Origin of the sequence: Phascolarctobacterium sp. Marseille-Q4147 (genome assembly GCF_017968825.1) — a bacterium.
GTDB lineage: Bacteria > Bacillota > Negativicutes > Acidaminococcales > Acidaminococcaceae > Phascolarctobacterium_A.
In genome coordinates this window covers 2,078,724-2,102,862 of the sequence record NZ_CP072874.1, presented here as the reverse complement: position 1 = coordinate 2,102,862, position 24,139 = coordinate 2,078,724, and the positions used below count along the sequence as shown (strand labels likewise).

7 protein-coding genes are annotated in these 24,139 nt (G+C 47.8%); 2 read left to right on the top strand and 5 right to left on the bottom strand.

Annotated elements, in window-relative coordinates; all coding sequences use genetic code 11:
- Positions 1-317: 317 nt before the first annotated feature.
- From KAH19_RS09600 to KAH19_RS09580, 5 genes are all read right to left on the bottom strand, one after another.
- The gene (locus KAH19_RS09600; protein ID WP_210684412.1) at positions 318-1,820 is read right to left on the bottom strand and encodes a hypothetical protein; all 1,503 of its coding nucleotides are present in this window, start codon (positions 1,818-1,820) and stop codon (positions 318-320) included.
- 35 nt (positions 1,821-1,855) lie between these two features.
- Positions 1,856-2,431 carry a phosphate propanoyltransferase gene (gene pduL, locus KAH19_RS09595; protein WP_210684411.1) on the bottom strand — a complete coding sequence of 192 codons (576 nt, stop codon included), beginning with the start codon at positions 2,429-2,431 and terminating at the stop codon, positions 1,856-1,858.
- 193 nt (positions 2,432-2,624) lie between these two features.
- Positions 2,625-4,295 carry a ShlB/FhaC/HecB family hemolysin secretion/activation protein gene (locus tag KAH19_RS09590; protein ID WP_210684410.1) on the bottom strand — a complete coding sequence of 557 codons (1,671 nt, stop codon included), beginning with the start codon at positions 4,293-4,295 and terminating at the stop codon, positions 2,625-2,627.
- Positions 4,296-4,340: 45 nt separating this feature from the next.
- The gene (locus KAH19_RS09585; RefSeq protein WP_021720812.1) at positions 4,341-4,778 is read right to left on the bottom strand and encodes a YbjN domain-containing protein; all 438 of its coding nucleotides are present in this window, start codon (positions 4,776-4,778) and stop codon (positions 4,341-4,343) included.
- A 12-nt stretch (positions 4,779-4,790) separates the two neighbouring features.
- Complete coding sequence (locus tag KAH19_RS09580) at positions 4,791-22,268, bottom strand: hypothetical protein (RefSeq protein WP_210684409.1); 17,478 nt, start codon at positions 22,266-22,268, stop codon at positions 4,791-4,793.
- Positions 22,269-22,663: 395 nt separating this feature from the next.
- On the opposite strand from KAH19_RS09580, the gene KAH19_RS09575 reads away from it, so the two are divergent.
- Positions 22,664-23,383: a LytTR family transcriptional regulator DNA-binding domain-containing protein gene (locus tag KAH19_RS09575; protein WP_210684408.1), complete on the top strand. Its 720-nt coding sequence runs from the start codon at positions 22,664-22,666 to the stop codon at positions 23,381-23,383.
- Between the two features lie 18 nt (positions 23,384-23,401).
- Positions 23,402-23,899: a hypothetical protein gene (locus KAH19_RS09570; protein WP_210684407.1), complete on the top strand. Its 498-nt coding sequence runs from the start codon at positions 23,402-23,404 to the stop codon at positions 23,897-23,899.
- Positions 23,900-24,139: the final 240 nt, after the last annotated feature.

Sequence of the window (24,139 nt, the reverse complement as noted above, 5' to 3'; positions counted from 1 at the left end):
TTATAGTTACCTTATACAAATTATAACAGATAAAAGTAATTTCGTCAAACAGCAGTGCGCACGGTAGCTAATTTAACATAAAAAACGTTAAAAACTTCTCCAAACCTCCGGGGGAGGAGCAAAAAGCGAAAAATTATCATAATCCGACGCTTTTTTAAGCAAATTCCTCAGTCGGGAAATAACTATGTCTATAATGCTGCCTTTTTACCGCAAAGACTGCAAAATAATATTTTACGTCCGATAATGTATATTATGTTAAATTTTTCTTTTCTCAGACGTGAGATTTTTATGCACTGCAACTCATTACACCTGTGTAGTTAAAAGTGCCATTCGTTTACTTGCTGTTCAAGGCTTTTTTCTGTTTCCACGCCATTTTTAGCGATAAAAAGCATCGCTGTAGCAGCTTTTTGGTTACAGCTCAGCAAAATTTTGTTGTTATAAGCAAAATCCTTCAGCAATTGGGTATCAGCATTGATGCCGATAAGAGCTTTTTCCTTGGTGAAGTCAAAATTTGTCTTATAATCCTTCAAAGCAAAGTATTCGTTGCCAAAGCCCTTCAGTCGCTGCAGACCATCATTAATAATGCTTTCTACAGCAAGCTTGTTGGCAACAGGCGTTGCTAAAAGATCTTTAGCATCAGCGTCATTAATATTATCTACGCTGACGGTAACAAGCAGATGATTCCAATGCTCCAGAACATTGCGCATGCCGCTGGTGTAAAGATCCATGAACTTTTGCTGGTATTCAGGATCAGACGCCGGAATAGCAAATACAGAATAGATATTGTCATAATCCGTATTTGCGGCAACGTCCTGCATTTGCTTCATAGAAGAAGCCGTAGTCAGATAAAAGGTGCCTTTATCCTTATATCGCAGGTTCAGCTGGCCGTAGAACCAGTCATCCGGCAGTTGCACACTTTTGCCGACTGCAGTATCAGTAAAGCTAATGGCCTTCGGCGTGCTTGTCGGAGCAAAAGCCTTAAAGCCCTTCAGCAGATCAGTGTGTGCTTTATCAAAGCGCTGCATTGTTTCTGCAGGAATGTCGCGCAAAGCAACATTTTCTACCTGCAGAGCCTTTTCTACTGCTTCCTTTATAGAAGCTGCGTCCTGAGGCTTGGTTTTTGCTGCTTTATCCTCACTGCCTGCTTCGTCAGTATCGATATCTTCAATATCATCGATATCAACATCTGTATCAGCGTCAGCAGCTTTTTCGTCCTTCTTCGGAGCGTATACATCCTGATCACTGTTCACCGTCGACAGCAGATAAAGTCTGTCATTGGCAGAAACCATGCTGGTATCAATTTTAAACAGTACATCAGATTGCTTATAGATATAAGAAATGGTAATTGCCTTTTTGCCGGCAATCTTGCCTACCTTGATTACAGGAGTAAGCTGATCCAGCTTCTCCTTGAGCACCTTGCTTTGGATAGTTACATTACCATTGCTGTCGTGCTCGGCATATTTATCAAGCTCCAGCAGCGGCGCAGGCACGGTTTTCGGATTAAGCTGGGAGCGCTCCAAAAGTGCCAGCTTCTCATATTCCGCATCAAAATAAGCAGTAGAGAATTTTTCGCCTAAAATCTGCTCCATATCCTCTGCTGTGTAATAGTTAACAATATTAACTGCGGTATTTTTTAAATCCTCTTCGTTCTGATAAGCCTTTTTGCTGCTGATATTGGTATACGCATAAACCTTCTTCGCTTCCAGCTTATAGTAAGGCTGTCCGTCCTTGACACTGTAGCCTGCGTAGCTGTTTTCGTAGGCGGAAGCATGCGCAGCGCACAAAACAAGTGCTGCTGCCAAGGCTGTAATTTTTTTCATATACTCACCATCCTTTTGTTGGAAAAACGGTGGAATTATTTGTTATAAACGATGTTAACCATCACGCCGCTGCCCAGGTTGCAGGCATTAGCTTCATCAGTGTCGATATGAACCTCATCGGCATGCTTTACGCCCGCACGTACCAGAACATTATGCAGGGTTACGGAACGCTCGCCCTCTGTCTGGATATCAACGATATCGCCGTCCTTCAGGCCGTATTTTTCAGCGGTTTCCGGATACAGATGCACGTGACGTGCTGCGATGATAATACCCTCTTTCAGCTCCAGCTCGCCCTTCGGACCGATGAGCTTAGCACCTGCGCTACCTGCGATATCGCCGCTGTTGCGGATAGGAGCATCCAGGCCAACCTTGCGCGCGTCGGTCAGGGAAAGCTCAATCTGAGTTTCCGGACGCAGAGGACCGATGATACGCAGCTTCATGGAATCCTTGGGAGTTACCATGGTAATCTGTTCTTCGGAAGCAAACTGACCGGGCTGGCCAATTGCCTTTTTAACGTGCAGCTCACTGCCTTCACCAAATAAAATATCCATATGCTCACGGCACAGATGTGCGTGACGTGCAGAAACACCTAAAACTATCGGAAATTGCATTGTATGTCACCTCATAAAATAATTTTTTGTTTATATACCTATTATAGCTTTAATTGCGGTAATTGTCATCAGTTATCGAATTTTTTTTCATATAATAGGATATCAGCTACAGGCAAAGCTGCTTTTTCCTACATATATGCAGGAAAAAAAATAGGACCAGGCTTCCCCAGTCCTATTATTACACAATATTCTCTTAGAATTGACCGCTTACCATGAAATGGATGCGAGTTGAATCTACATCATTATTATTGATTTCCTTAATCAAAGGTATGCCCAATGTTACCGCAGCACCGATGTGCTTCGTGATGTTGCTGCGCACGCCCAGACCACAGCTTGTCAGTACATGGCTGTCAAAGGCACTGTCGCCAAAGACCTGACCATGATCCATAAAGACGAAAGCATTAGTCTTTTTGTCCTCAGTCACAGGCACGGAATATTCCAGGCCCACACTGTAGCCACTGTCGCCGCCAAGCAGGCTTTCCTTGTAGCCGCGTACGCTGTACATACCGCCAATGTAGAACTGGCGGGCGGAAGGCAGATAATTGTTGAAGCCACGCTGTGCGTCCAGGCGCAGGCTCAAAAGCTGTCCATGCTGATACATTTTCTGGTACAGACCATTCAGCTGGTACAGGGAAAAATCCTTGTCCTTATCGGCGATATCGGTATGCGTACCGGTGTTAAAGCTGTGCTTTTGGTAAATAACAGAGCTTGCGCCGTAATTAGTTACGGAATAGCCTGCCGTAACGCCTTTAATGGTATCATCAAGCCAATGTTGGCCGCTGAAATCAGTTTTGGAATTTTGCTGGCCGTAATCAAGTGTTGCCTCAGTACGAGTCTTTTCCGTCACTACTAACGGCTGGCTCAGGCCAACGTTCATGGCATAAGCATGACCGCGTACATTCAACGGCTCCAGCTGTCCGTCCGTAATGTGAACGCTGTTGGCGCTGTACTGCAGGTTCAGCTTGGTACCGCTATGGCCTAAGGGCCTGCTGTAGCCAAAGCCGAAGGATTTGGTGCCATCACTCAGCATCGTATTCAGCGTCAGCGCGTCACGCACACCTGTCAGGCTTCTGTCCGTAAAGAACAGGCCGCCGCGGTATTCGCCGCTCGTATCACTGCCTGCGTTGTCACTGTAAACAGTCCAGGTAATGTTCTGCGGTTCATAGGCGCTGATGACGTAATCCGTAGTTCCCGGCTCGCTGCCGGCCTGCAGAGAAATGCGCAGCTGCACGTCATTGGCAGCGTTAAAGCGCAGTAAATCGTCATTCAGCTTGTTGATGTTGGCAACCTCGCCCTGCTTCAGGCTCATACGCTTGCTGATGTATTTGCTTTTGGTATACTTGTTGCCTTGCACCTCAACAGCATTCGTTTTGCCTTCGATAAGCTCAATTTTTACCGTACCGTTTTTGATTGTCTGTGCCGGCAAAATGGCACGACAGGTAAAGTAACCATTATCAAGATACAGCTTGTTGATTTTATTCACCAGCTCGTACAGATCCTTGACGCCAACCTCTTTACCGATATATTCGTCCGTCAGCTTCTGCAGCTCTGCCTGCTCCAGTACGGTGGATTCATCCAACTCCAGCTTTTCCAGCTTAAAGGTTACTGCCGCCTGCTGCTCCGCATCAGGCTTTTCGCTCCCCTGCTCTATCTTGCTGCTTGCCTTGGCCTTGTCCTCGGCAATCTGTTTGGCAACACGCTGGCGCTCCATATACTCCATAGCTCTGTTGGCTGCCACACCGGCGTTGTTCAAACCGCTTTTATGGAATTCTGCTGCCTGCTCATCTGTAGGCCCTGCAAAAGCAACGGCACTGCATCCCAACAAAAGCGTAACCAGCAGCAAGCTTGTTTTATTAGTAATCATCGTCAACACCCCTTTGATATACATAACTTTGCTGCATCCGGCAGACTAATTAGCCTGCCAGATGAGCTGCATTATTTTTTTATATTCCTTTTCCAGATGCTTGATGATTACATCCAGCACGGTATAAATCATGTCGCCCTCCAGCCTGCCATTTTGGCAGAGCAGGCAGCTGTCCAGGTAGAGTGAACCGTCATCTGTAAGATAATATTTGAACACCTTATATTGACGATTCACCTTGTTGATTTCCCTCAGAATAGCCACTTCGTTAGTTTCGTTGACAGCATTTGCTGCCAGCTGCACGCGAAGCATACCATAAATACTGCTGTCCAGGATGACCAGCGTCGGCAGACGCTGGCCTTCAACAACAATGTGAGAACGGAAGACCACTGTGTTCAGCTTATCCTCGCTAATCTGTTCAATGGCAAAGCAGGTAATCTTCTTATCATCCAAGTATTTGATAAAAGCCTCTGCCTTTTTGTTCATCAGCGTTTCCTCCTATGCTTCTACAGTGATTTTTACGGGTTCACTCTTGTTATCGTCTTCATCCAGGTCATACAGGTCGTAGCGGAAGTATTGTACTACATCCGGTGCGTGATTGATGTCATATTCCTCTGCTTTGTTTTCGTTGAGCTGCTGCAGCATATGGTCTACAGCGGTAAAGCGTTGGTCATAAACATAATCGTAATTACGCAGATCAAGCAATGCGCCGTTGCTATGCTGAACGTTCGGCTGTGCAGTAAAGTGCAGGAACATCCATTTATCCGGGTTAGTACCCTCCTGCCGCCATTCAGTCAGATTTTGCGCCGGGTTGTTCACTGCAATGTTGTTCCAGTAAACGCTGTCGCTGCCGTCACGTTGCGGCGGTGCGCCCCATACAGCAGTCTTCATATGCTTATTGCTGAAATGCGCAACATTGTTGACTACCAGCTTATCGATATGGAACATGCCCTCGCTCACTTTGATAGAGCCGTTGTTCAGCCACAGATGCTCGAAGCGGACACCCTTATTGGTAATTATCTCACCAATCTTCAGATTGTCAATAGGCTTATCAGGCTGTGCGCCGTCCGGAACGATGGTCAGAAGGCCGTCAGCATCCAGACGCTGCTGAATCTTGTTCAGGTCAATGTCGCTGCCCTGAGCAATAATCTTGGTGCCTGCGATAAGCTCATCAACCTTCAGCTGCTTACCTTCGGTCTTCAGCTGCAGAGCTACCAGATTGCCGTCGATTTTTGCCAAGGTAAGATTGCCGTTGGCAACGTCGATAAGCGCATTGTTGGTAGCATAAATCTCGTGCAGGTCAACATCTCCGGCACCCTTTATTTGCAGTGCGAAGTTGCCGCTGTTGATATCACCCTTGTCGCCAAGAGCTTTGAATTTGTTGTCATGGTCGGTTACACTACCGTTCTGCAGTACGTCGATATTGATGTTACCATGATCGGCAGTTACATCGCCACCGAAGGTGATGTCGCCTTTAGCTGCGTCTGTCTGCAGGTGGATGTTTCCAGCCTTGCTGTTGATAATACCTTTGGTAGTAATGCTGCCTTTGGCATTATAATCAACATTCTTCTGCGCCTTAACTTCTCCGCCGGTTGTAATGCTGCCGCCTGCAAGCAAATCTACGTTAGCAGTCTCGGAAGTGAGATTGCCGTTAGCAGTAATACTATTCGCTGCGTCGATATCTACTTCTTTATTGGCTTTTACGTTACCGGTATTTACATTGCCACCCTTGGAGTTGAGCACTGCCTTACCAGTTTCCGCAGTAACATCGCCGTTGGTATTGATATCGCCGTTAGCGTTGGCAATTACGTCATCATGAGCATTTACTGTGCCATTCGTCGTAATTTTGCCGCCCGCATCCAGAGTAATTTCACCATTGTTAGAGGTGAGATTGCCGTTAGCAGTAATATCCTGCGCTGCGTCAATATCTACTGCCTGACCAGCAGTTACGTTCTTCGTCGTTACGCTACTTGCATTGGAGTTGAGAACTGCATTACCGTTTGTTGCAGTAACGTCGCCGTTGGTTGCAATATTCCCGTTAGCATTCGCAATTACGTTGTTAAGCGCATTTACTATGCTATTAGTTGTAATGCTTCCGCCTGCGTTCAATTCTACGTTTGCATTGGTAGAAGTAACATCATTATTAGCATTGATATCGCCTTTAGCGTTAGCAGTTACATTATTGCGAGCCTTGGTCTTACCGTTGGTCGTGATATTACCGCCTGCATCCAGAGTAATGTCACCATTGTTAGAGGTGAGATTTCCGTCTGCTGTAATATCTTGCGCTGCATCAATGTCTACTTCGTTATTAGCTTTAACGTTCTTCGTCGTTACACTGCCCTCACTGGATTTGAGCTTTGCTTTACCAGTTTGTGCAGTAACGTCGCCATTGGTATTGATATCGCCGTTAGCGTTCGCAATTACGTCATCATGAGCATTTACTGTGCCTTGGGTTGTAATGCTACCGCCTGCAAGCAAATCTACGTTAGCATTAGTAGAAGTGAGGCTACCGTTAGCAGTAATATTATTCGCTGCATCGATGTCTACTTCGTTGTTGGCAGTTACGTTACCGCCAGTTGCAACGGAACCCTTCTTAGAATTGATGCTTACCTTATCAGCTGCATTCAAATCAACTCCGTCTGCCGTAGTAATATCGCCATCGGTCGTAACCGTAATATTACCGGTATGCTCATCATTATACTTAGAGGTATCAATAGTGGAATTAATGGTAATCTTGCCGGTATCCGCCTGGTAGTTTTCAATCAGGACATCGCCCTTGATATGAGAATCAGCAACAGTAACCAGCAGATTATCCGTCGTACCGTTAAATCTGGTTACGCCATCAACCATCAGGCTGCTGCCTGCGTTCTTACCCTTAATCGTCAGGCTCTTCACCTTATTGCTCTTGCTGAGCAGCTGCTGCGTCTTGCCGGATTCAACTGTCAGATTGTCTGCAGTAATACCTGCAGCCGCTGCATCCTGCATTACGCTGCCGTTAGCATCCAGCGTCAGGCCGTTGTCAGCACCGTTCACTGTAATGCCGCTGCTGCCAAGTGCGATATTGCCATTAGTTGCGGTAATTACGCTATCAGCGCCCGCTGCCAGCGTGCTGCTGTTCAGGTTAACATTGTTGCCTGCAGTGATATTGCCTGCGCCGCCTGCGCTAATGCTGCCGGTTGTTACATTTACATCATTATTTGCATTGATATTGCTTGCCCCGCCTGCAGTAACAGTGCCTGCGTTCATGTTTACATCGTTACCTGCAGTAATGTTGCTTTCGCCGTCTGCTGTAATGCTGCCGGTTGTTACGTTCACATCTTTACCTGCAGTGATATTGCTTGCCCCGCCTGCAGTAACAGTACCTGTGTTCAGGTTAACGTTGTTACCGTTAACAGTTACATATCCGCCTGCGCTAATGCTGCCGTTACCTGTGTCGTTATCGAAGTTAACATTGCCCTTCAGATTGAGCTTAGCATTTCCTTTAGCAGTAATGCTGTCAACTACCAGGCCTGCATCCTTCGTGCCTGCGCCCTGCAGGTAAACAGAACCATTATCTGCTTTAGCGTTAATCACAGCGCCGTTTTCCAGAATGCGGATACCGTCATCAGCTTTGCCGATATCGCCGTTGGCTGCCTGCAACTCAATGCTGTTAGCGTTCAGATAACCGATATTCTTGCCTGCTTCCGTAGTCATCTGCATACCGTTATCTGCCTTGAGCACCAGTGTACCTGTTGCTGCATCCTGAATTGTCAGCACCTGCGCCGGCTTGCCGCCTGCAGCCGTCTGATGCAGATATACGCCGTAACCGGTATCGGTATTTGCTTCCAAATTACCGCTGATATTAGTCTTGATTAAGGCATCCTTGCTGCCTACATTGCCCTTGCCGCCCTGGATAATAAGGTTATCGGCAACAATGCTGCCGTCGTTCATGCGAATACCCTTATCACTGAGCAGCTTAACATCCTGCGTCGTGTTAATCGTACCGGAAATATCCAGCATAGTATCCTTAACGCCTGCCAGATAAACATTACCGGTATTGTCAGCACCGCTGGTGTTGGCCTTAAGATTCAGCTTGCCGCCATCTGTCAGCTGTACCGTAATCTGACGCTGCTGACGAACTTCAATTCTGTTGTCAGCATCATTCCAGGTAAGATCACCGGCCTTAGCCTGTGCCAAAAGCTTAAGATTATCCAGCTTGCCCATCTCGCTGTAGGCAATGTTGGTTGCTTCGCCGTCGATACCGATGTTCTTGCCTGCGCTCAGGCTGATGTTCTTGCCCTGAACGTTGGCCTTATCTACTGTAAGTACCTGACCGGGGGCTGCATTGAGAACGCTGTCCTGAATAGCATACAGCAGTTCATTTTTGCTCCAGCCATAGGCAGTGCTGTTATCAACCTCTGCATACATCTTAGCCCAGTCCTTAACGTCCTGGCTATAGTTTTTGCCTTCGAAGGCTGCTTCGCCATTAGTTTTGTAAGCTTCTGCCAAGGCCTTGTATTCTGCCAAAGCTGCATTCTGCGCTTCTGCAGTATATTTCTTATCTGCCATAGCCAGCTGCTTTGCCCTGTTTTCCAGTGCCTGCACACGCTCACTCTTGGCTGCCGCTGCAGATGCTGCGCTTTCTTCTGCCTTGTCATTACTGTTAATCAGTCCCAGCTCCTGCCACTTTTGCAGCTTGCTTTCGCTGTCGGACAAGGTGCTGTCGCCTACTGCGTCGATAAAGCTGCCGCTGGTTGTGAGGCTTACATCACCATTCTGGCTGGCAATATGACCGATACGCATATCACCATTACTGTTGGTCAGTGTAATATCGCCATAAGCATTGGCATTTACGCTTGCAGACATGGTATCACTGCTGGTCAGCGTCTGACCGGGAGCAATCGCTGCGTTAATCGCACCAAGAGTGGTGAAATCAATGCGGTTGCCGTTCAAAACAGTATCACTAGCCGTAGTAATGTCGCCTGCTGCGTTAATTACCAGGTTACCGCTCAACGCGCCCTTATTGCCGCCGACAAATTGCAGCTTGCCGCGGTCGGAATTGATGCTTACGTCACCAGTTGTTGCTTCAATATTCAGCTTCGCCATGTTGCCCAACGCACTGTGATTGATGCTGATACCTTTGGCTGCTTTAGCAGTCAGGTCATCCGCGTCAACGCGTGCACTGCCAACAGAGCTGATAGCGCCGCCATTGCTGTTTAAGGTAACCTTGCCGATTGCACTGCCGTCAGCCTTAGTCGCATTGCTGATATTGCCTGCAAGATACATATCCTTGGCGCTGGTAACGCTGATGTCACCGCTGCCGCCGGTCATAAAGCCAACATTAATCGGCTTATCGCCCTTAATCGTATAGGTGCTGCTAGTGGAATGCATCTGGGTTTCAGTCCAGGTATAGGTGCAGTTGCCATAGCCGAAGATTTTGCCTGACAGACCGGAATATTTCTTGTTTTCGACAACAGGCGTGTAAGTCGATTCATCAGGATTATTATAGTCCTTAGTCGTTACACCATATTCCTTGGCGTTATTGTTAACCTTAATAACAGTACCTTGACCAAGCGGATCGGCGCCACTGATACTGGAGGAAGAAACCTCTGTCTTACCGTTCTTAACTTCCTCGTTCTCGACAAAGTCCTTAGTAGTGCCATATTTGATCAGGCCCCAGAAAACGAAGTCCTTCTCATACTGCCACTTGATAATCTTCTTATCACCGGAGGTGCCGCCAGTCCAATTGATTGTCATGCCTTCAGCCGGTGCATAAGTGGTAGTAGAACCATTAACCTGCGTTGTGCTGGTAGAGGTTGCGTTACCTTTATTATTAAGCAACGTAGTTGTTTTAACGGACATCTTCTGGCCATCAGTTGTGTACTCAGTCAAGGTGTTCTTCTGCGTATCCTTAATGCTGATGAGACCGGTGATATCCTTATTAGTGATTTTGTTCACCCGCAAATTGCGGTCTGCGTTTGTAGTATTAATCGCAATGTTGGCAGTACCGTCCATCGCCAGCAGCTTGCCGCTGCCAGTGCTCGACAGAGCGCCGGTAATATAAATCTTACCGCCGTTAGGCTCAATTGCTTCCGTCAGCAGCTCCTTAGTTGCAGGGTTGTAGTAAACCTTCACGGTATAGTCATAAGCACCGGTTGCTGCGTTATAAACTGCGCCAGCATTGGTGCTTACGCAATACTTATCGTTGGACATAACATATTGATCGGTAAGTGCAGTCAGGTTACGAGCATAGTCCCTATCCAGATTGCTGATTTTGTTGTTGGCTGCATTATCAAGTGTAACCTTGAAATTCTTGTAGCCACTCTGTACCAGGCCGTCCAGGTTAACATTCAGGCCGCTGATATAAACGTTATTGCCTGCAACGATACCGCTGGATTTATTGACGCTGTAATTTCTGATCTCATTAACCTCTGCATCAGTAAGGCCAAGATCGTCCTTATGCGCAATCAGAGCGTCCTTATACTCCTGATAGCTGCCGATATTGCTCAGCCAATCAATAGTAGTATTGCCATTAACAGCCTGATTGGAAACATAGCTTTGAATCTTTTTAGCAATAGCATCGCTGAACTGGTACTTGGTTACCGGGTCACCGCCGATAAGCAGCAGGCCCTTGCTGTTCTGCGTTACCGAACCTTTCTCAGCCTTCAGCTCGATGTTACGCGCGCTGATATTGGCATTGCCGTCTACGTTGATATTGTAATTGCTGTTTTGGATTAAAACGTCACCGGCGCTGTTCTGCACAGTACCAAAGATACCGATATCAGCCTTAGTCAAACCGTTGGTAGATGTGCCAGTGCTCTTGACAGTAATCTTCGGATCTGCGTTAGTACCTGCAGCAGTATTCATTGTACCATTGAAGCCATCAACCTTGCTCACCTCGGCATCGTTGTAGCGGATTACGCCGCCCTTATCCTTGATAGCCAGGTCGTTAATCTTCAGGTACAGGTCACTGCTGTTATTAATTGTCAGGTTCTTAGCACCCTGCGCCGTCAGGCTGCCGCTGCCCTGCAGCTTATCAGCCTCGATATTGATGTTGCCGCCGGAAACAACGATATCCTTGACATCAACTGCCGGCAAAGAAATTTTATCGAAAATACTTCTGTAGGTTTTGCCACCCTCTACGCTGGTCTTGACAAAGCCATTTTCTTCCATCTGGGTGATGATGCGGTCTCTTTCACTGTTCAAAATGCTGTATTCGTCAGAAGTGGAAGCATATTGGCCCAGAAGATCATTTATTTCCTCCAGACGGGCGTAAAGACCATTTTGCAGCTCAACCACATCTGCAGTAACATTCTGCTTGGTATCGAACCAATCCTGACCTGCACCGGTGGTAACCTTGATGCCGCTGAAGTCTATGCTGCCTTCTTTACCGGAAATAACATTGCCGTTCGCGTCAAACTCAGGATTAGTAACCTTAGTGCTGCCGCTGATGGTAAGCTCCAGATTATTATGGATGCCTGCGCGTACATTTTTACCGCTAGCAATATCCACATAGTTGGCAACCGTTTCGCCCGGAGTTACCTCTCCCAAAGCTGTGGAGGTAACGGAACCGCTGCCGCTGGTACCCTTATAGATGTTATATTCGCGGGCAGAGGTCGATACAGTGGTCATGCCCTTGCCAGCCTTGAAGTTGACGTGGCGTACACTGTCGATATCGCCGTTGATGCTTACCTGATTTTCCTGCGTCATCGTGTTCTTAGCTTTCGGAGCAGTAGCCAGAGGAACTGCCGTCTTGTTATATGCATCCGCCAGCACGTTATAGGTCAGCGAGGAGGTGATGCCGTCCAGGTTTGCGCCTGCGTAAATATTTACGTCATTGGTGCTGAGTATCTTACCATTAGTAACGGTAATCTTGTTGCTGCGGTTCAGAGTGTTATCTGTCTTGGCAGAAGCTGCACCCACAGCACCACCCTGGGTATCAGCAGTAGTATCAAAGGTTGCCGTTGTTTCATCCGTTGCTGCGAGGGTGATATCCTGATCAGCCTTCGCCGTCGACAGATTGCTGCCAGTAACATTGATGCTGTTGTTATAGGTGATAACATTCTTGCTTGCTGCGATAGTAACAGGAACAACGCCAGCAGATTTAAGCGTATTACTGTAATTCATCTTGCCGTCGGTATAAGCAAGCGCCTCAATAGAGCCTGCGCTGCCGGTACCACTCAAGTTTGCATTGTCGATATTCACGCCTGCAGTATATTTCAGCACGTTGTCCATATCATTGACGTTGATACTGCCACCGCCATAACCGCTGCCCTTCAGGTCAACGTCATGGTTCAGCGTGTTGTTGGCAATGTAGGACTGCTTGCCGCTGGTTGTAATATCGCCTGTTACGTTGATGTTGGCATTATGCTCAACATTGTTTTTAATTTCTGTGCCGCTGGCACCGACAACGGCCGCCGTCAGGGAATCTGCCAGAATATCCAGCTTATCCGCATTGTTGGCTGCAACGTTCAGGGAGCCTACACCCTGCCATTTGCCGCTCACATCAGCAGTAGTATTGGTCTTAATCTCATTCTGCGACCTTGCGGCAACAGGGTTGAAGCCTACGATACCGCCGCCATAGCCATTGGCATCATTATTTACTGCACTGTAGCCGGAGCTGCTGATGTTTACAGCTCCCAGTCTGTTGTATACATTCTCTTTAACGCCTGCAGCCTTCACGCTGGTCGTCAGGTTCGTCTTAGTATCAGACCAGTTGCTGCCGCTGGCAATATAACCGCCCACCGTTACGCCCAAGGTATCTGCCGAAATAACAGAAGCATTATCAGCCTTGAGCTTCAAAGCGTTGACACTATACTGCTCTTTGCCCACATCAACGCTGACAGTCATATCATTTTCTGCATAAGCAGTGTTGAAGCCTGCAGCGTATTGACCGGAAGCAGTAGCACCAATTGTTTTGGCACTTACGTTATCTACAGCATATTCATTGTTATTCTTATCTTTGGCAGTCTGGGTGGTTACGTTTGCCGTAATCTCCACATTATCAGCTGCAAAGCTGCTGCCGTCCGCAACCTTTGCTTCTACCGTACCGCTGGCCTTAGCCTTGGATACAGCCACACCTGCTACCGCCAGCAGGCCGCCGGAATAAGCCTGTGCCTCTGCGCGTACTGCAGGCTTATTGGTTGCGTTCAGGCTTACGCTGTTGCCCAGGAAGCCGGAAGCACCGGTTACGTTAACCTTGCTGCTGCCTGCATCCGTAGCGAGTGCAACAATGCCCTGCGCCGCAGCAACGCCAACCATGCCACCGTAGGTTTCTGCAGTAATGCTGTTGGCTTTGACAGAAGCAACATCAACCGTACCAATGTTGTTGTAGCCAATCACATTATCGTAATTCGTCTTGTAATAACCTGGTTTATCGTTTGTGGAAGGCACGTAGATTTTTTCATATACATCTTTACCAGCAATCAGCTTGCTGCCACCGATAGTTACAGTATTATCGCTATTATTCGTAGCATTAGTTACCAGCACACCGCCAGCCATAGCGCCCGCAGTTGCGCCGATAGTGCGTACTGCTGCACTGCTGGTATCCTCTGCTTTAACGGTCAGCGTACCTTTGGAGCTGTTATCGCCTGTAGCCTGAAGCGTACTGTTATTGATAGTAATAGCATTAGCACCATGCAGACTGTTCTGCGCGTAGGCAGCACTGCCTGCGAAAGCAGCGCCTGCTGCTACCTGATAAGCATCAATCTTGGATGTGCCGTCCTGCGCACTGCCAAGCGTTACATTCTTGCCGCTAAGCTTGCTGTTATTGTTGATGGTTACGCCGGTCTTGCGTTCTACATCCAGCACTGCAACAGAAGCGGCAATGCCATTGCCTGCAATACCTGCTGCCACCTGCGCCGATGTCAGCTTGGTGTCAACAGTACGCTTAGCATTAACCTTCGTATCGCCTGTTGCCTGCAGCGTAGAATTGCTTACCTTCGCCTGCACGCCAGCAGCCTTGCTGCTACCCTTGCTGGCATTAGTACCGGGGCCTGCACTCAGATTTTGGCCGTTGCTGCCGGTGTATTTATCAAAGGTCATGCCTGCAGCGTTAGCACTGTTGTTGCCTTTTTCATCAGTAACAGTGCCGACAGTTCCCTGTCCTGCAATTGCGGCATTCGCTTTATTGAGGATATCATTAGTATTAAATGTAGCCTTTTTATCACTATCCGTAGTTTCGCTGTCGCCATACTGGTCTGCAGCTGCTGCGCCAATTGTAGTTACGCTGACGTTCGCACTGTAGCCATGTCCGCCGAGCGCAGCGTTTTCTACTACCTGCTTAACGTCCAGCTTTTCAGTTGCTGCTACGTCGATAGCACCGGCAGTAATCTTGCTGCCGCTGATTTCGGTGATAACGCCTGTGTCAATCGTGTTCACGCCTACGCCAACGGCAACGCCTGCAGCGCCAACAGCATCCGCACCGTTAACAAAGCTTGTCTTCACACTGTTATCTGCCTTCGCAGCGAAGGTAGCCTGTGCTTGCAGGTTGCTGTTATCCTTCACCAGCGTAGAAACAGTATTGTCCAGATTATTTACAGCCACGTTCAGGCCACCTGCAACCATGCTGGCAGCTACGCCAAATACTGCCGTTGTCACGTCAGTCTTGTTGGCAGCGTTGACAGTAATATCACCTGTTTCAGCCTTTACATTGCTGCCGCTCAGCTCAGCAACAGTCTTGCTGTCATCATCCACTACGCCAATGCCTGCGCCACCGGCAGCGCTCACAAGCGCGCCAGAAGCTGCGGCAGCAGCGCTGCGCAACGTAATATCATTAACATGGTCAGCAGTAATTGCCAAACCATTATTCGTACCCTGGATATTCTTGACTGCAGCAGTAGTTTCTGCGTCAAGCTTAACAACCGAAACAGTGCCTGCGCCAGCTCCGGCGCCATAAGCGCCGCCGGCTGCGGCAATACCGTAGGAGTTGGTGGACATTTTCGCCTTATTCAAGGCAGCGACGTCAATGCTATTGCCGTTGACACGCTTCTTCGCGCTGCCACCATCAATCATTGCCTTTACATTTCTGCTGACAACACCGGTATCAGATGCCAGACCGACACCTGCACCACCGTCAGCGCCACCGCCTACACCCAGCGAACCTACATGGCTTTCGCTCTTGGTAGCATCGTTTGCTGCTACATAAACGTCTGCCTTGCTGCGGTCGGTCAATTCAGCATTAATGCTGCTATTGGTTGCCGTGGCATTGGTTGCACCCAAAATGCGGTTAACAGTAACCGTACCTGCTACGCCCACGCCAACGTCAGCACTTACTGCCACACCGCCACTGATTGCTACATTCGTCAGGTTGTGCTCCGCATCAGCCGCAATGATAACGCCGGTGCGAGTGTTATTGCTGACTACATTGTCATTTTCCTTATTGCGTTCGTTGACAGCCACGCCTGCATCATTACCTGCTGCCGTCAGCTCTGCATTATTAACTACGCTTTCAGTAGTACCGCTGATTTCATTGTAGGCTACGCCCATGCCAACGCCGGCCTGGCCGCCTGCCGCCACACCAAAGGCACCCGCAAAATTCTGCAGGGTATCCTTGCTCTTGGCAATTACAGCCAGCGTGCCGTCTGCATTAATCTTGGCACCGTCAATCGTAGCCTTGGTATCGTTCGCCAGCAGATTTACGCCGATATTACCGGCAATACCTGCAGTTTTGGCAACACCGCCAGCTACGCCAACAGAAAGAATGCTGCTGTCGGATTTAGCTTCGGCCGTGAAGCCCTTAACCTTATATTCACCCTTGGTAACAGTAGTATTGGTATCAGCATCAAGCTGGTTAACCGCAATACCTGCACCAATCGCAGCGTCCTTGGCACCTGCAGCAACAACGGCAACAGTAGTAATCTTGCCCTTGCTGTCAGCAGCAGCCTGTACAGTCGCTGCATTATTCTTATCCTTATTGACATTGGTATTAACAAGCTCTGTATCGGTATCCTTCTTGATCATAGCAGCAGAGCCTGCGCCACTGAAGGCCACATTACCGGTAGTAATGGAGGTACCTACGGAAATAGTCGTCAGCGTTGCCCTGTCAATGGCATTAACGCTAATCGTGCCATCATCTGTAGTGGTAATATCGGCATATTTGATAGCAGCCTTGTTGGTTTGCTTTTTCTCGCCAGCACTGCCGGTGATATTGCCGATTTCGTTGTAGGCTACGCTGCCGCCAGCCGCAAATTTGGCATTGCTGCCTGCGCTGACGCTTACCGCACCTACTACCGCCAGCTGGTTGCTGTCATCCGAAGACTTCACAGCCACCTTGCTCATGTTGTTGAGCTTCGTGCGTCCGCCGTCAGTTTTAGCTTTTTCGCCATCATATTTGTCAATAACAGCCTCTACATCGTTACGACCGCGATTAACTACAACCACGCCATTCAAAGCATTGGCCGTACCTGCAGCAACTGCCGCGCCGATGCTGTAAACACTGCCCTTGTTGGCTGCGTCCACAGTAAGAATGCTGCTAGCATCGCCCGCGCCGCTTATTTCGCTGCCTTTGACATATGCACCGGTGTTATTGTTCAAGGAATTGTAGGCAACAGCTAAGCCTGCACCCAGCTTGGATTGGGAACCGCCAGTAACACCAATCTGTCCTGCAACATTCACTGCCAAAGCACCGCTTTCGGCCTTTACATCTGTTTTAGGAGTAATAAGCTTGCTGTTTTCAACAGTTGCCGTAATATCGTTATTCAGCGACTGCCAGTTAGCACTGCCGCCTACGCCGAAGCTGCCTGCGGTTCCGGCAACACCGGCCGCAAAGCCTGCCAGAACAGTATGGCTTGCCGCATTAACGTTCGTGCCAACCAAAGCGTCACCGCTACCTTTGCCGGTAGTTGTAATATTGCTATCCTTAATCTTAGCATTGTAATCATTGTCAATATCGCTTACGGTTACAGATGCAGTTGCGCTGCCGCCGTCGTTACCGGTGGTAACGCCTACGCTTACCGCGCCGGTAACAATCACATTGCCGCCGCGGGTAATATCAACATTGGTAGGCTTATCGCTGTCGCCGCTTTCATCTGCTGCTTGCTTAACCTGCTTCAGGTAGGCAGATCCATCAGCATCGAGGCCGCGTTTTTTGAGATACTCAGCCTGCGTGTTGGCAGATTCCGCTGTATCATAAGCTGCAACATTCAGGCTTTCGCCGGTCAGTGTTACGCCCTCAACCGTTGCATTGGCATAGTTATCCAGTTTATTGTAGGCGGAATTGCCAGAGAACGCATAGGAGGTCTTAGCGCCGCCTGCTACACTCACATTGGCAGCTACGCCAACCTGCGTCATGTTGGTAGTAGCTCTAACATCAGCAGTGGTGATTTTGTCATAGGTGCCGCCTAAAATGGCCGCCTGCACGTCATTCTTCAGCGAGCCGTAGGCCACAGTCGCACCACCGACAAAGGCGTTATCGCCACCAACAGAAATGCTGGTGTTCACGCCGCCGGTTATCTGAATATCGTTATCAAAAGCTGTATTGGTAATAGAGGTTGCACGCTCATCTTCACCGCTGACATTTTTGGTGTTTACCTTATTATTCTGCAACAGTGCATAAGCAGTATTATCTGCAATATTTACCGATGCATTGACGGTTGCAGCAATATTGGTGCCACCATTGCCACCGGAATTTTTCGCCAGCGCCAGGCCCAGGCCTGCAGCTGCCAGCGAACCGGATTTTTGCGCATTGTTAATAATCGCAGCAGCGTTTTCAATTTCGCTGTTGCTGATTACCGCCAAGGTCTGCGAATCAATATCATTTACAGCAACAGTACCGCCAAAGGCCGCATTATTGCTGTTCGCGTTATTGTCCTTAGTCAGATTCTTCCAGGAGATGCCTGCAGCACCACCGGCAGCTACCATCATAGCAGTGTCCTTAGCAGTTACAGTGATATTCTTATTCTCAGTAGTATCCTTGGCAATGTTGATTTTAACATTGTCCACAAGCGCACCGGTATCGCCATCCAGCAGATTAATTGCTGCGCTACCTGCACCGGCAATAGTTACAGAGGACTGCTTCCCAGTCTTAGCAGCTTTAGGTGTCTGGTCGGTAGGCAGTACCTTCTGCGCTTCGGTCTGACGATCCATCAGGCCATTAATCTTGCCTGCTACCTTATGGTCAAGTGCATGGAGCTTATTTTGAAGTGCATTACTCTTGTTGCTTACGAAATTGCCCAGCTTGTCAAAAATACCAGCTTCACCACTGTCATCAGCGGTAGACACGCCACCGGCAACAGCTACGTTGATAATTCTGCCGCCGGTTTCAGCATTAACATTAAACGATCCTGCATCGACAGAGCCTTTTTTAGTGCCAGTTGCCGTAGTTGCAGTCTTGGAGCCAAAGAAGTCTGCCTGCTCGTTATTATCCGTATCTTGACGCAGACCGGAAGCATTCTGCACCAGCTGCTGCAGCGTTGCACGTTTTTCAGCAGCGGTATTCGCCAGCTTTTTGGCTTCCTTGCTGCGGTCCGCATTCGCGTCCTCGCCCAGAGTAGTGCTGGTATCGCCACTATCACTACCGCTATCCCCCTGCTCAGCCGTGGCCTGCGGAGGAGCAGTATAGCCATTATCACCAATTGCTGCATAGGTATAGCGGTCAAAATTGGTAATCGTTCCTGCCACACCGATGCCTGCAGTTTCGCCCATAGCCACAGCACCGGCTGCGCTATAAACATTGGTATCATTCTTAGCATTGAGGTTGACTGCGCCCGTGCCTGCGTTGATAACTGCTTCGTCATCTACGGAAACAAGGCTGTTGCTTGCCCCCTCAAGGTATCCCACCATGCCGCTGACGCCGCTGGTTGCACCTTTGCCTGCGCCAAGCGACAGCTGGATATGGTCAATTTTATTTTCTGTACCTATATCTATAGAGCCTGCAGTCAGCTTAGCTCCCTGTGCTACTGCAACAAGGCTGTTGGCATCCGCCAAACCAACCGCAAAGGTTCCGCCAGCTGCGTTATTAGCGCCGCCGTTTAAGCCAAGCTTACCTGCTAGCGATACATCAAACTGCTTCGAAGCTGCCTGCATTGCCAGCTCGTTCTTAGCAGTAATCTTAGCATTCTTGCCAATTAATACGCGCGCATTGTTGCTGATATCCGTTGCTACGGCACTGCCTGCCAGCGCAATTGTAGCAGCCTTTTCGCCTTCGCCAGGGCCGCTCTTGCCACCGTTGGCACTGCCTGCCGAGAAATTAAGGTAGCTATTGGGATTAGCAAAGGCTGCAGCCGCACTCACTACGTTAATCGGGCCTACAGCGATATCCGTCGCTTCATTGCCAAGTGCGCTGGTCAAAGCGCTGCAAGCAGCAGTGAAATCCTTAAATTTTTGTCCGCCAAACAGGTCCATGAAGTCTACCTGCTCTTCGCCATTAGAGGAGAAGCAGTTATCCTTGGCATAATTAAAGAAAGCATCTGCTGCATCACTCAAAGCTTGAGCCTTAGCGTTGATTTCATCATGGTTAGCGCCTGTATAAGCTTTCTTAACCTTATCGCAGGCATCCTTAACCTCCTGCACCATGCGGTTGATACGGTTATATTCAAAGCTGCTGTTAGCCGCAATATTCACCTTGCCACCGGTAAGCGTAACGTTGGTAGCAGGGGTAGAGCCTTTTGCTTCCTCGCCGCCGGCAACAGTTACGGTTGCAGTATTATCCAGCTTGCTGTAAAGCACGGACGCATTGACAAGCGCCTTGTTGTCTACATCCTTGTCATAGTTATTGCTCTTGCCGGTAATCTGCATCTGGGTATCCTGAATAACGCTTTTAGCAGTGATATCAAGACCATTTTTGGCATTCAATGCAACACCCTGCCCTATTTTTACATCAGCAGTATTGCTTTCCACCGCAACGCCCACGCTAACGCCGGTGCTCATGAAATCAGCCAGCTTATCCCACGGTTTAGGCTGCGTCGGCGTAGAAGGTGTAGACGGTGCGTTAAGCTTATCCTTCAGCTTTTGCGGCGTGTACTTGGCGTTTGCCAGCCAGTTTGTAATACCACTCAAAACTTTATCCTTGGCGCCGTTTTCACCAATAAGCGAATCTACTGTCTGGCTGCCTTTGATATTGGTAACAAGGCCCTTCATGAAGTACGAAGAACCCATAGCATTATTGGCACTGACAGTATTATCTGTCAAAACATTTTCTGCATTAATCGCCAGGCTTCCTTCTTTACTGCTTACGTTACCATTGATGTTGACTTTTGCCTTGCTGTCGTAATCGGTTACGTTGATAGCAGTAGCAACAACAGCCTTTTCACCTGTGCTTACCTCTGCCTTGGTAATCACACTGTTCACAGATTTTGCTTCAATTTTGACGTCCTTTTGCAGGTCAGTCATCTTCGCCTTCTCGCCAATGGTAACACTGCTCTTATTGTCACCCGTAGTGATATTCAACGCAGTGTTGAGCGTGTTGGGGTTATCAGCAAAAGCCATAGTGGTGTCTTTGGCTTCGCTGTTCACCTTGCTGTCGGCCAAGGCAGTAACGGACGTACCGTCATTGGATTTAAGTGTGCCATCAATCTTAACTGCTGCCTCATTATGTGTTTCACTGTAGGTTACAGCAGCCGCCGGGATGATATTGGTGCCTGCCACATTCATAACCTTCAGCAAAGCAGTGCTGGCGCCTACGCCGGCTTCCACGCTGCTGTTCGCCTTGATATTCAGCGCCGGCTGTACAACCTTGCCCTCGCTGACGGTGTCAGTGCCAGTGGCGTTGATAACAGCTTTCTGACCTACGTTAACCTCAGCCTTGCTGTTCAAAACTGCATAGGAAGCATCAAGATTAGCTGTGAGTGCGCCGACGATATTAGAAGTAATGTTGTGGGCGTTCAGCACACTGCTTTCCGCGCTCACATAACGGTTCACTGCATCGGCAGTAATATCAACCTGCTTTGCTTCAACCTTGCCATCAACATTGACGGTGGCATTAGTAGTAACAATCTGCCCATAAAGATGGGAATTGGTTGCGGTAGAAGCATCATAATCTTTATTATATTGGTCAGAACTAGTAACAACAACATTGTTCAACGCCTGCGCACTCAGCTTGGCATTGCCTGCAGCCGTTACTTCTGCACCCTGGGCAACACTAACATCGGCTTCCACCTTAGCGCCGGCAATCTTGCTGAAGTCATCCAAAGCACTGTAGTTATCATCATAATTGTTATAAGCTGCAAGAACGATATCGCCGCTACCAGTTTGTTTTGCAGTAAGTGCAGTACCAGACAGACCTGATTTAACATTCCTAACGTTAACAATATCCTTAAAATCAACAACACCAGTACGAATAGACGCACCCGTTGCCGTTGCGCCTGCAGCTACATCACCGATATCATCTTTACTTACATTTTTGCCCACGCCAATCTTGGCAGCACGCAGATTAACAGCGTTAACAGCATTAACCTGGCCTAAAACGCTGATGGTGCCGCTGGCGTTGATGGGAATCTGGGCAAAGTTTTGATCCGTGATTATGTTGTTAAACTGATCTCGAGTATTATAGTCCTTATATTTTGCAAAGGCATCCGTAGTCGGCGTAGCAACGTAAAGCGCACCGGCATTAATCACACCGGTTTTGCCCACGGCCATACCATCGGAGCTGAAGAAGAAAAGGTTACCGCCAATCTTTTTGTTCTGAATTGCATTGACTGTACCGTTGATATCAATGCGCGAATCAACAAAGTTGACCAAATTAGCAGCACCATTGCTGTTTTTGCTCTCACCAAAGTACATATTGGCAATATTATTAGCATCCAGCTTGAATTCAGCAAACTTGTTAATTGCAACGTCACCGACAACCTTACCGGCAAATACGTCAGCAACACCGTTATTAAAATTTACAGCCGGACCATTATCCGTTCTGGTAATCGTGCTCGCCAGTGCAGCTATAGGCTGCATTACAAAGCCAATGGCCGTAACAGCGCTGACAATTTTCTGTGCAGCGGAATCTTTCGCAATAGCGCTCAAGCTGAGCCGTTCCGCGCTACGCAGGAACTTACGGTTGACCTTCATCTTAATTCCCTCCTTATTAGTGCCTGTCCAATATGCATAAAAAGCAATAATCTTCTTAAATTAATCTTAGAGCATCCTCTGCAAAACAGCAATTAACTATAGGTTATGACCATCTGCTAGCAGCAAGACATATTCTATTAATTATTGGAAGAAAACATATAGATAAGCGTAAGATTATATTCAATCTTCTATATTTAATTATAGAGCCATCTTGCCTAAACGTCAATGAATTAATAAGTTTTTTTCTTATATGAGTAATTTGGCCTATAACCACTCAATTAAATTGTTTAAAGCTCATCAGTGAATAGATTTTAAGATAATTTATTGTCTCATCATGCATCTTATGCTATAATAAAAACAAAAATAATCAACTAATGCTAAAAACGGAGGAAAAAATGACAGACTGGAACAAGTGGCTTAAAAAGAGACAGCTTTGTGCGGATAATATTCTCTATCTCTATCGACACGATCGCAAAACCATCATCCATCGGGAAGATGGTGAGGAATTTGCGCTGTTTGCTCCCGTATATACACTTTTAGCGCTCTTTCCGGAGGATGCCTTTCTGAACATCAACAAGGGAATCGCCGTGAACAAAGCCAGAATCGTAAATATCAGCAGTGAAGGCGTCTATACCATATCTGACGGGCAAACCTTTCAGGGACGCAAACGCAACCTGAGTGCCCACCGCCAGCTGCGCAAGCAAATGGGTATCAACTCTCTGCCAGACGTGCAGCCGCAAGCAGCACCCATGAGCTTTCTGGAAAAATGCACCCTGCTTGATGAAATGCCTCTGGCATATTGCATCATCGAGCTTGTTTTTGATGCCAATGGCCATGGTGTAGACTTTGTCTTCCGTTACTGCAATAAGGAAATGGCTCACATCGAGGGAGTTTCCATTGAAGAAATGCTAAACCGTTCTTTCTATGAGGTTTTTCGCAATGGTGACAAAAAATGGCTGGTAACCTACGCTGATGTGGCCATCAACGGAACAAAACATCTTATCCACGATTACAGTCCGGAGATAGGCCAACAGCTCAACATTTACTGCTATCAGCCGGAGCAGGGATTTTGTGCCTGTATCCTGCAGGTCGCTGATAATATTGATCATGAATAATGAAGGAAGTAAGCAATAATGAACGGACAGGAATATTTACAGCAATTGGAGCAGCGTCTTGCTCACTATTATGATAAGAAGCCTTTGCCGAAGGCTCCGGCCTTCGCCCTGGCGGCAGAGCTGAATGCTGCGGATGAAGGCTATTTCATCGTACCAAATTTAAAGACCTACAGCGTGCAGCACAACGAATATCTTTATGCAGCACGCTTCGACAAGCAGCTCACTGCAGAAACGGCTGCGCCCTATCTGCAGTTCACCAAGGAGGCTATGGCGGCACTCAAAACTACTACTGAGCACATGAGCAGCATCTATGCCCTCGTGCTCATCTGTGAAGAAGGTATTGAGGAAAAATCCCTGGCAGACCTGCAGAAGCTCAGACAGCACAAGGACTACTGCTTCACCCTGAAGGGCTGGTCCGACCTGGCTTTATATATTGTAGACATCCCGGCGCAGAGGCTTTATTGCAACAAAGCAGGCGCTAAGGAAAAGGCGCTCTATGAGTTTGCCAAAGCTTAATGCTTGTCGCTTCACACTAGACAAGTTATTCCTCCAAGGAAAAAATAAATCGTATACAGCTGTTAAGTATTTGCACATTCTGTACAAATCTTAACAGCTTTTTCTTTTTTTCAAGTTAATAAATAATTCTGTGACAATTCGTTGACATTAGAAGCAAATGTGTTATACTATTTCTATGTTGCACACGAGATATAGAGTGCACTAGTAGTTATTATTTTCTAAATTGTTTATTTTGCAATG

Coding starts and splice junctions, on each gene's coding strand:
- KAH19_RS09600 (WP_210684412.1), bottom strand. CDS start 1,820: ATGAAAAAAATTACAGCCTTGGCAGCAGCACTTGTTTTGTGCGCTGCG.
- pduL (WP_210684411.1), bottom strand. CDS start 2,431: ATGCAATTTCCGATAGTTTTAGGTGTTTCTGCACGTCACGCACATCTG.
- KAH19_RS09590 (WP_210684410.1), bottom strand. CDS start 4,295: ATGATTACTAATAAAACAAGCTTGCTGCTGGTTACGCTTTTGTTGGGA.
- KAH19_RS09585 (WP_021720812.1), bottom strand. CDS start 4,778: ATGAACAAAAAGGCAGAGGCTTTTATCAAATACTTGGATGATAAGAAG.
- KAH19_RS09580 (WP_210684409.1), bottom strand. CDS start 22,268: ATGAAGGTCAACCGTAAGTTCCTGCGTAGCGCGGAACGGCTCAGCTTG.
- KAH19_RS09575 (WP_210684408.1), top strand. CDS start 22,664: ATGACAGACTGGAACAAGTGGCTTAAAAAGAGACAGCTTTGTGCGGAT.
- KAH19_RS09570 (WP_210684407.1), top strand. CDS start 23,402: ATGAACGGACAGGAATATTTACAGCAATTGGAGCAGCGTCTTGCTCAC.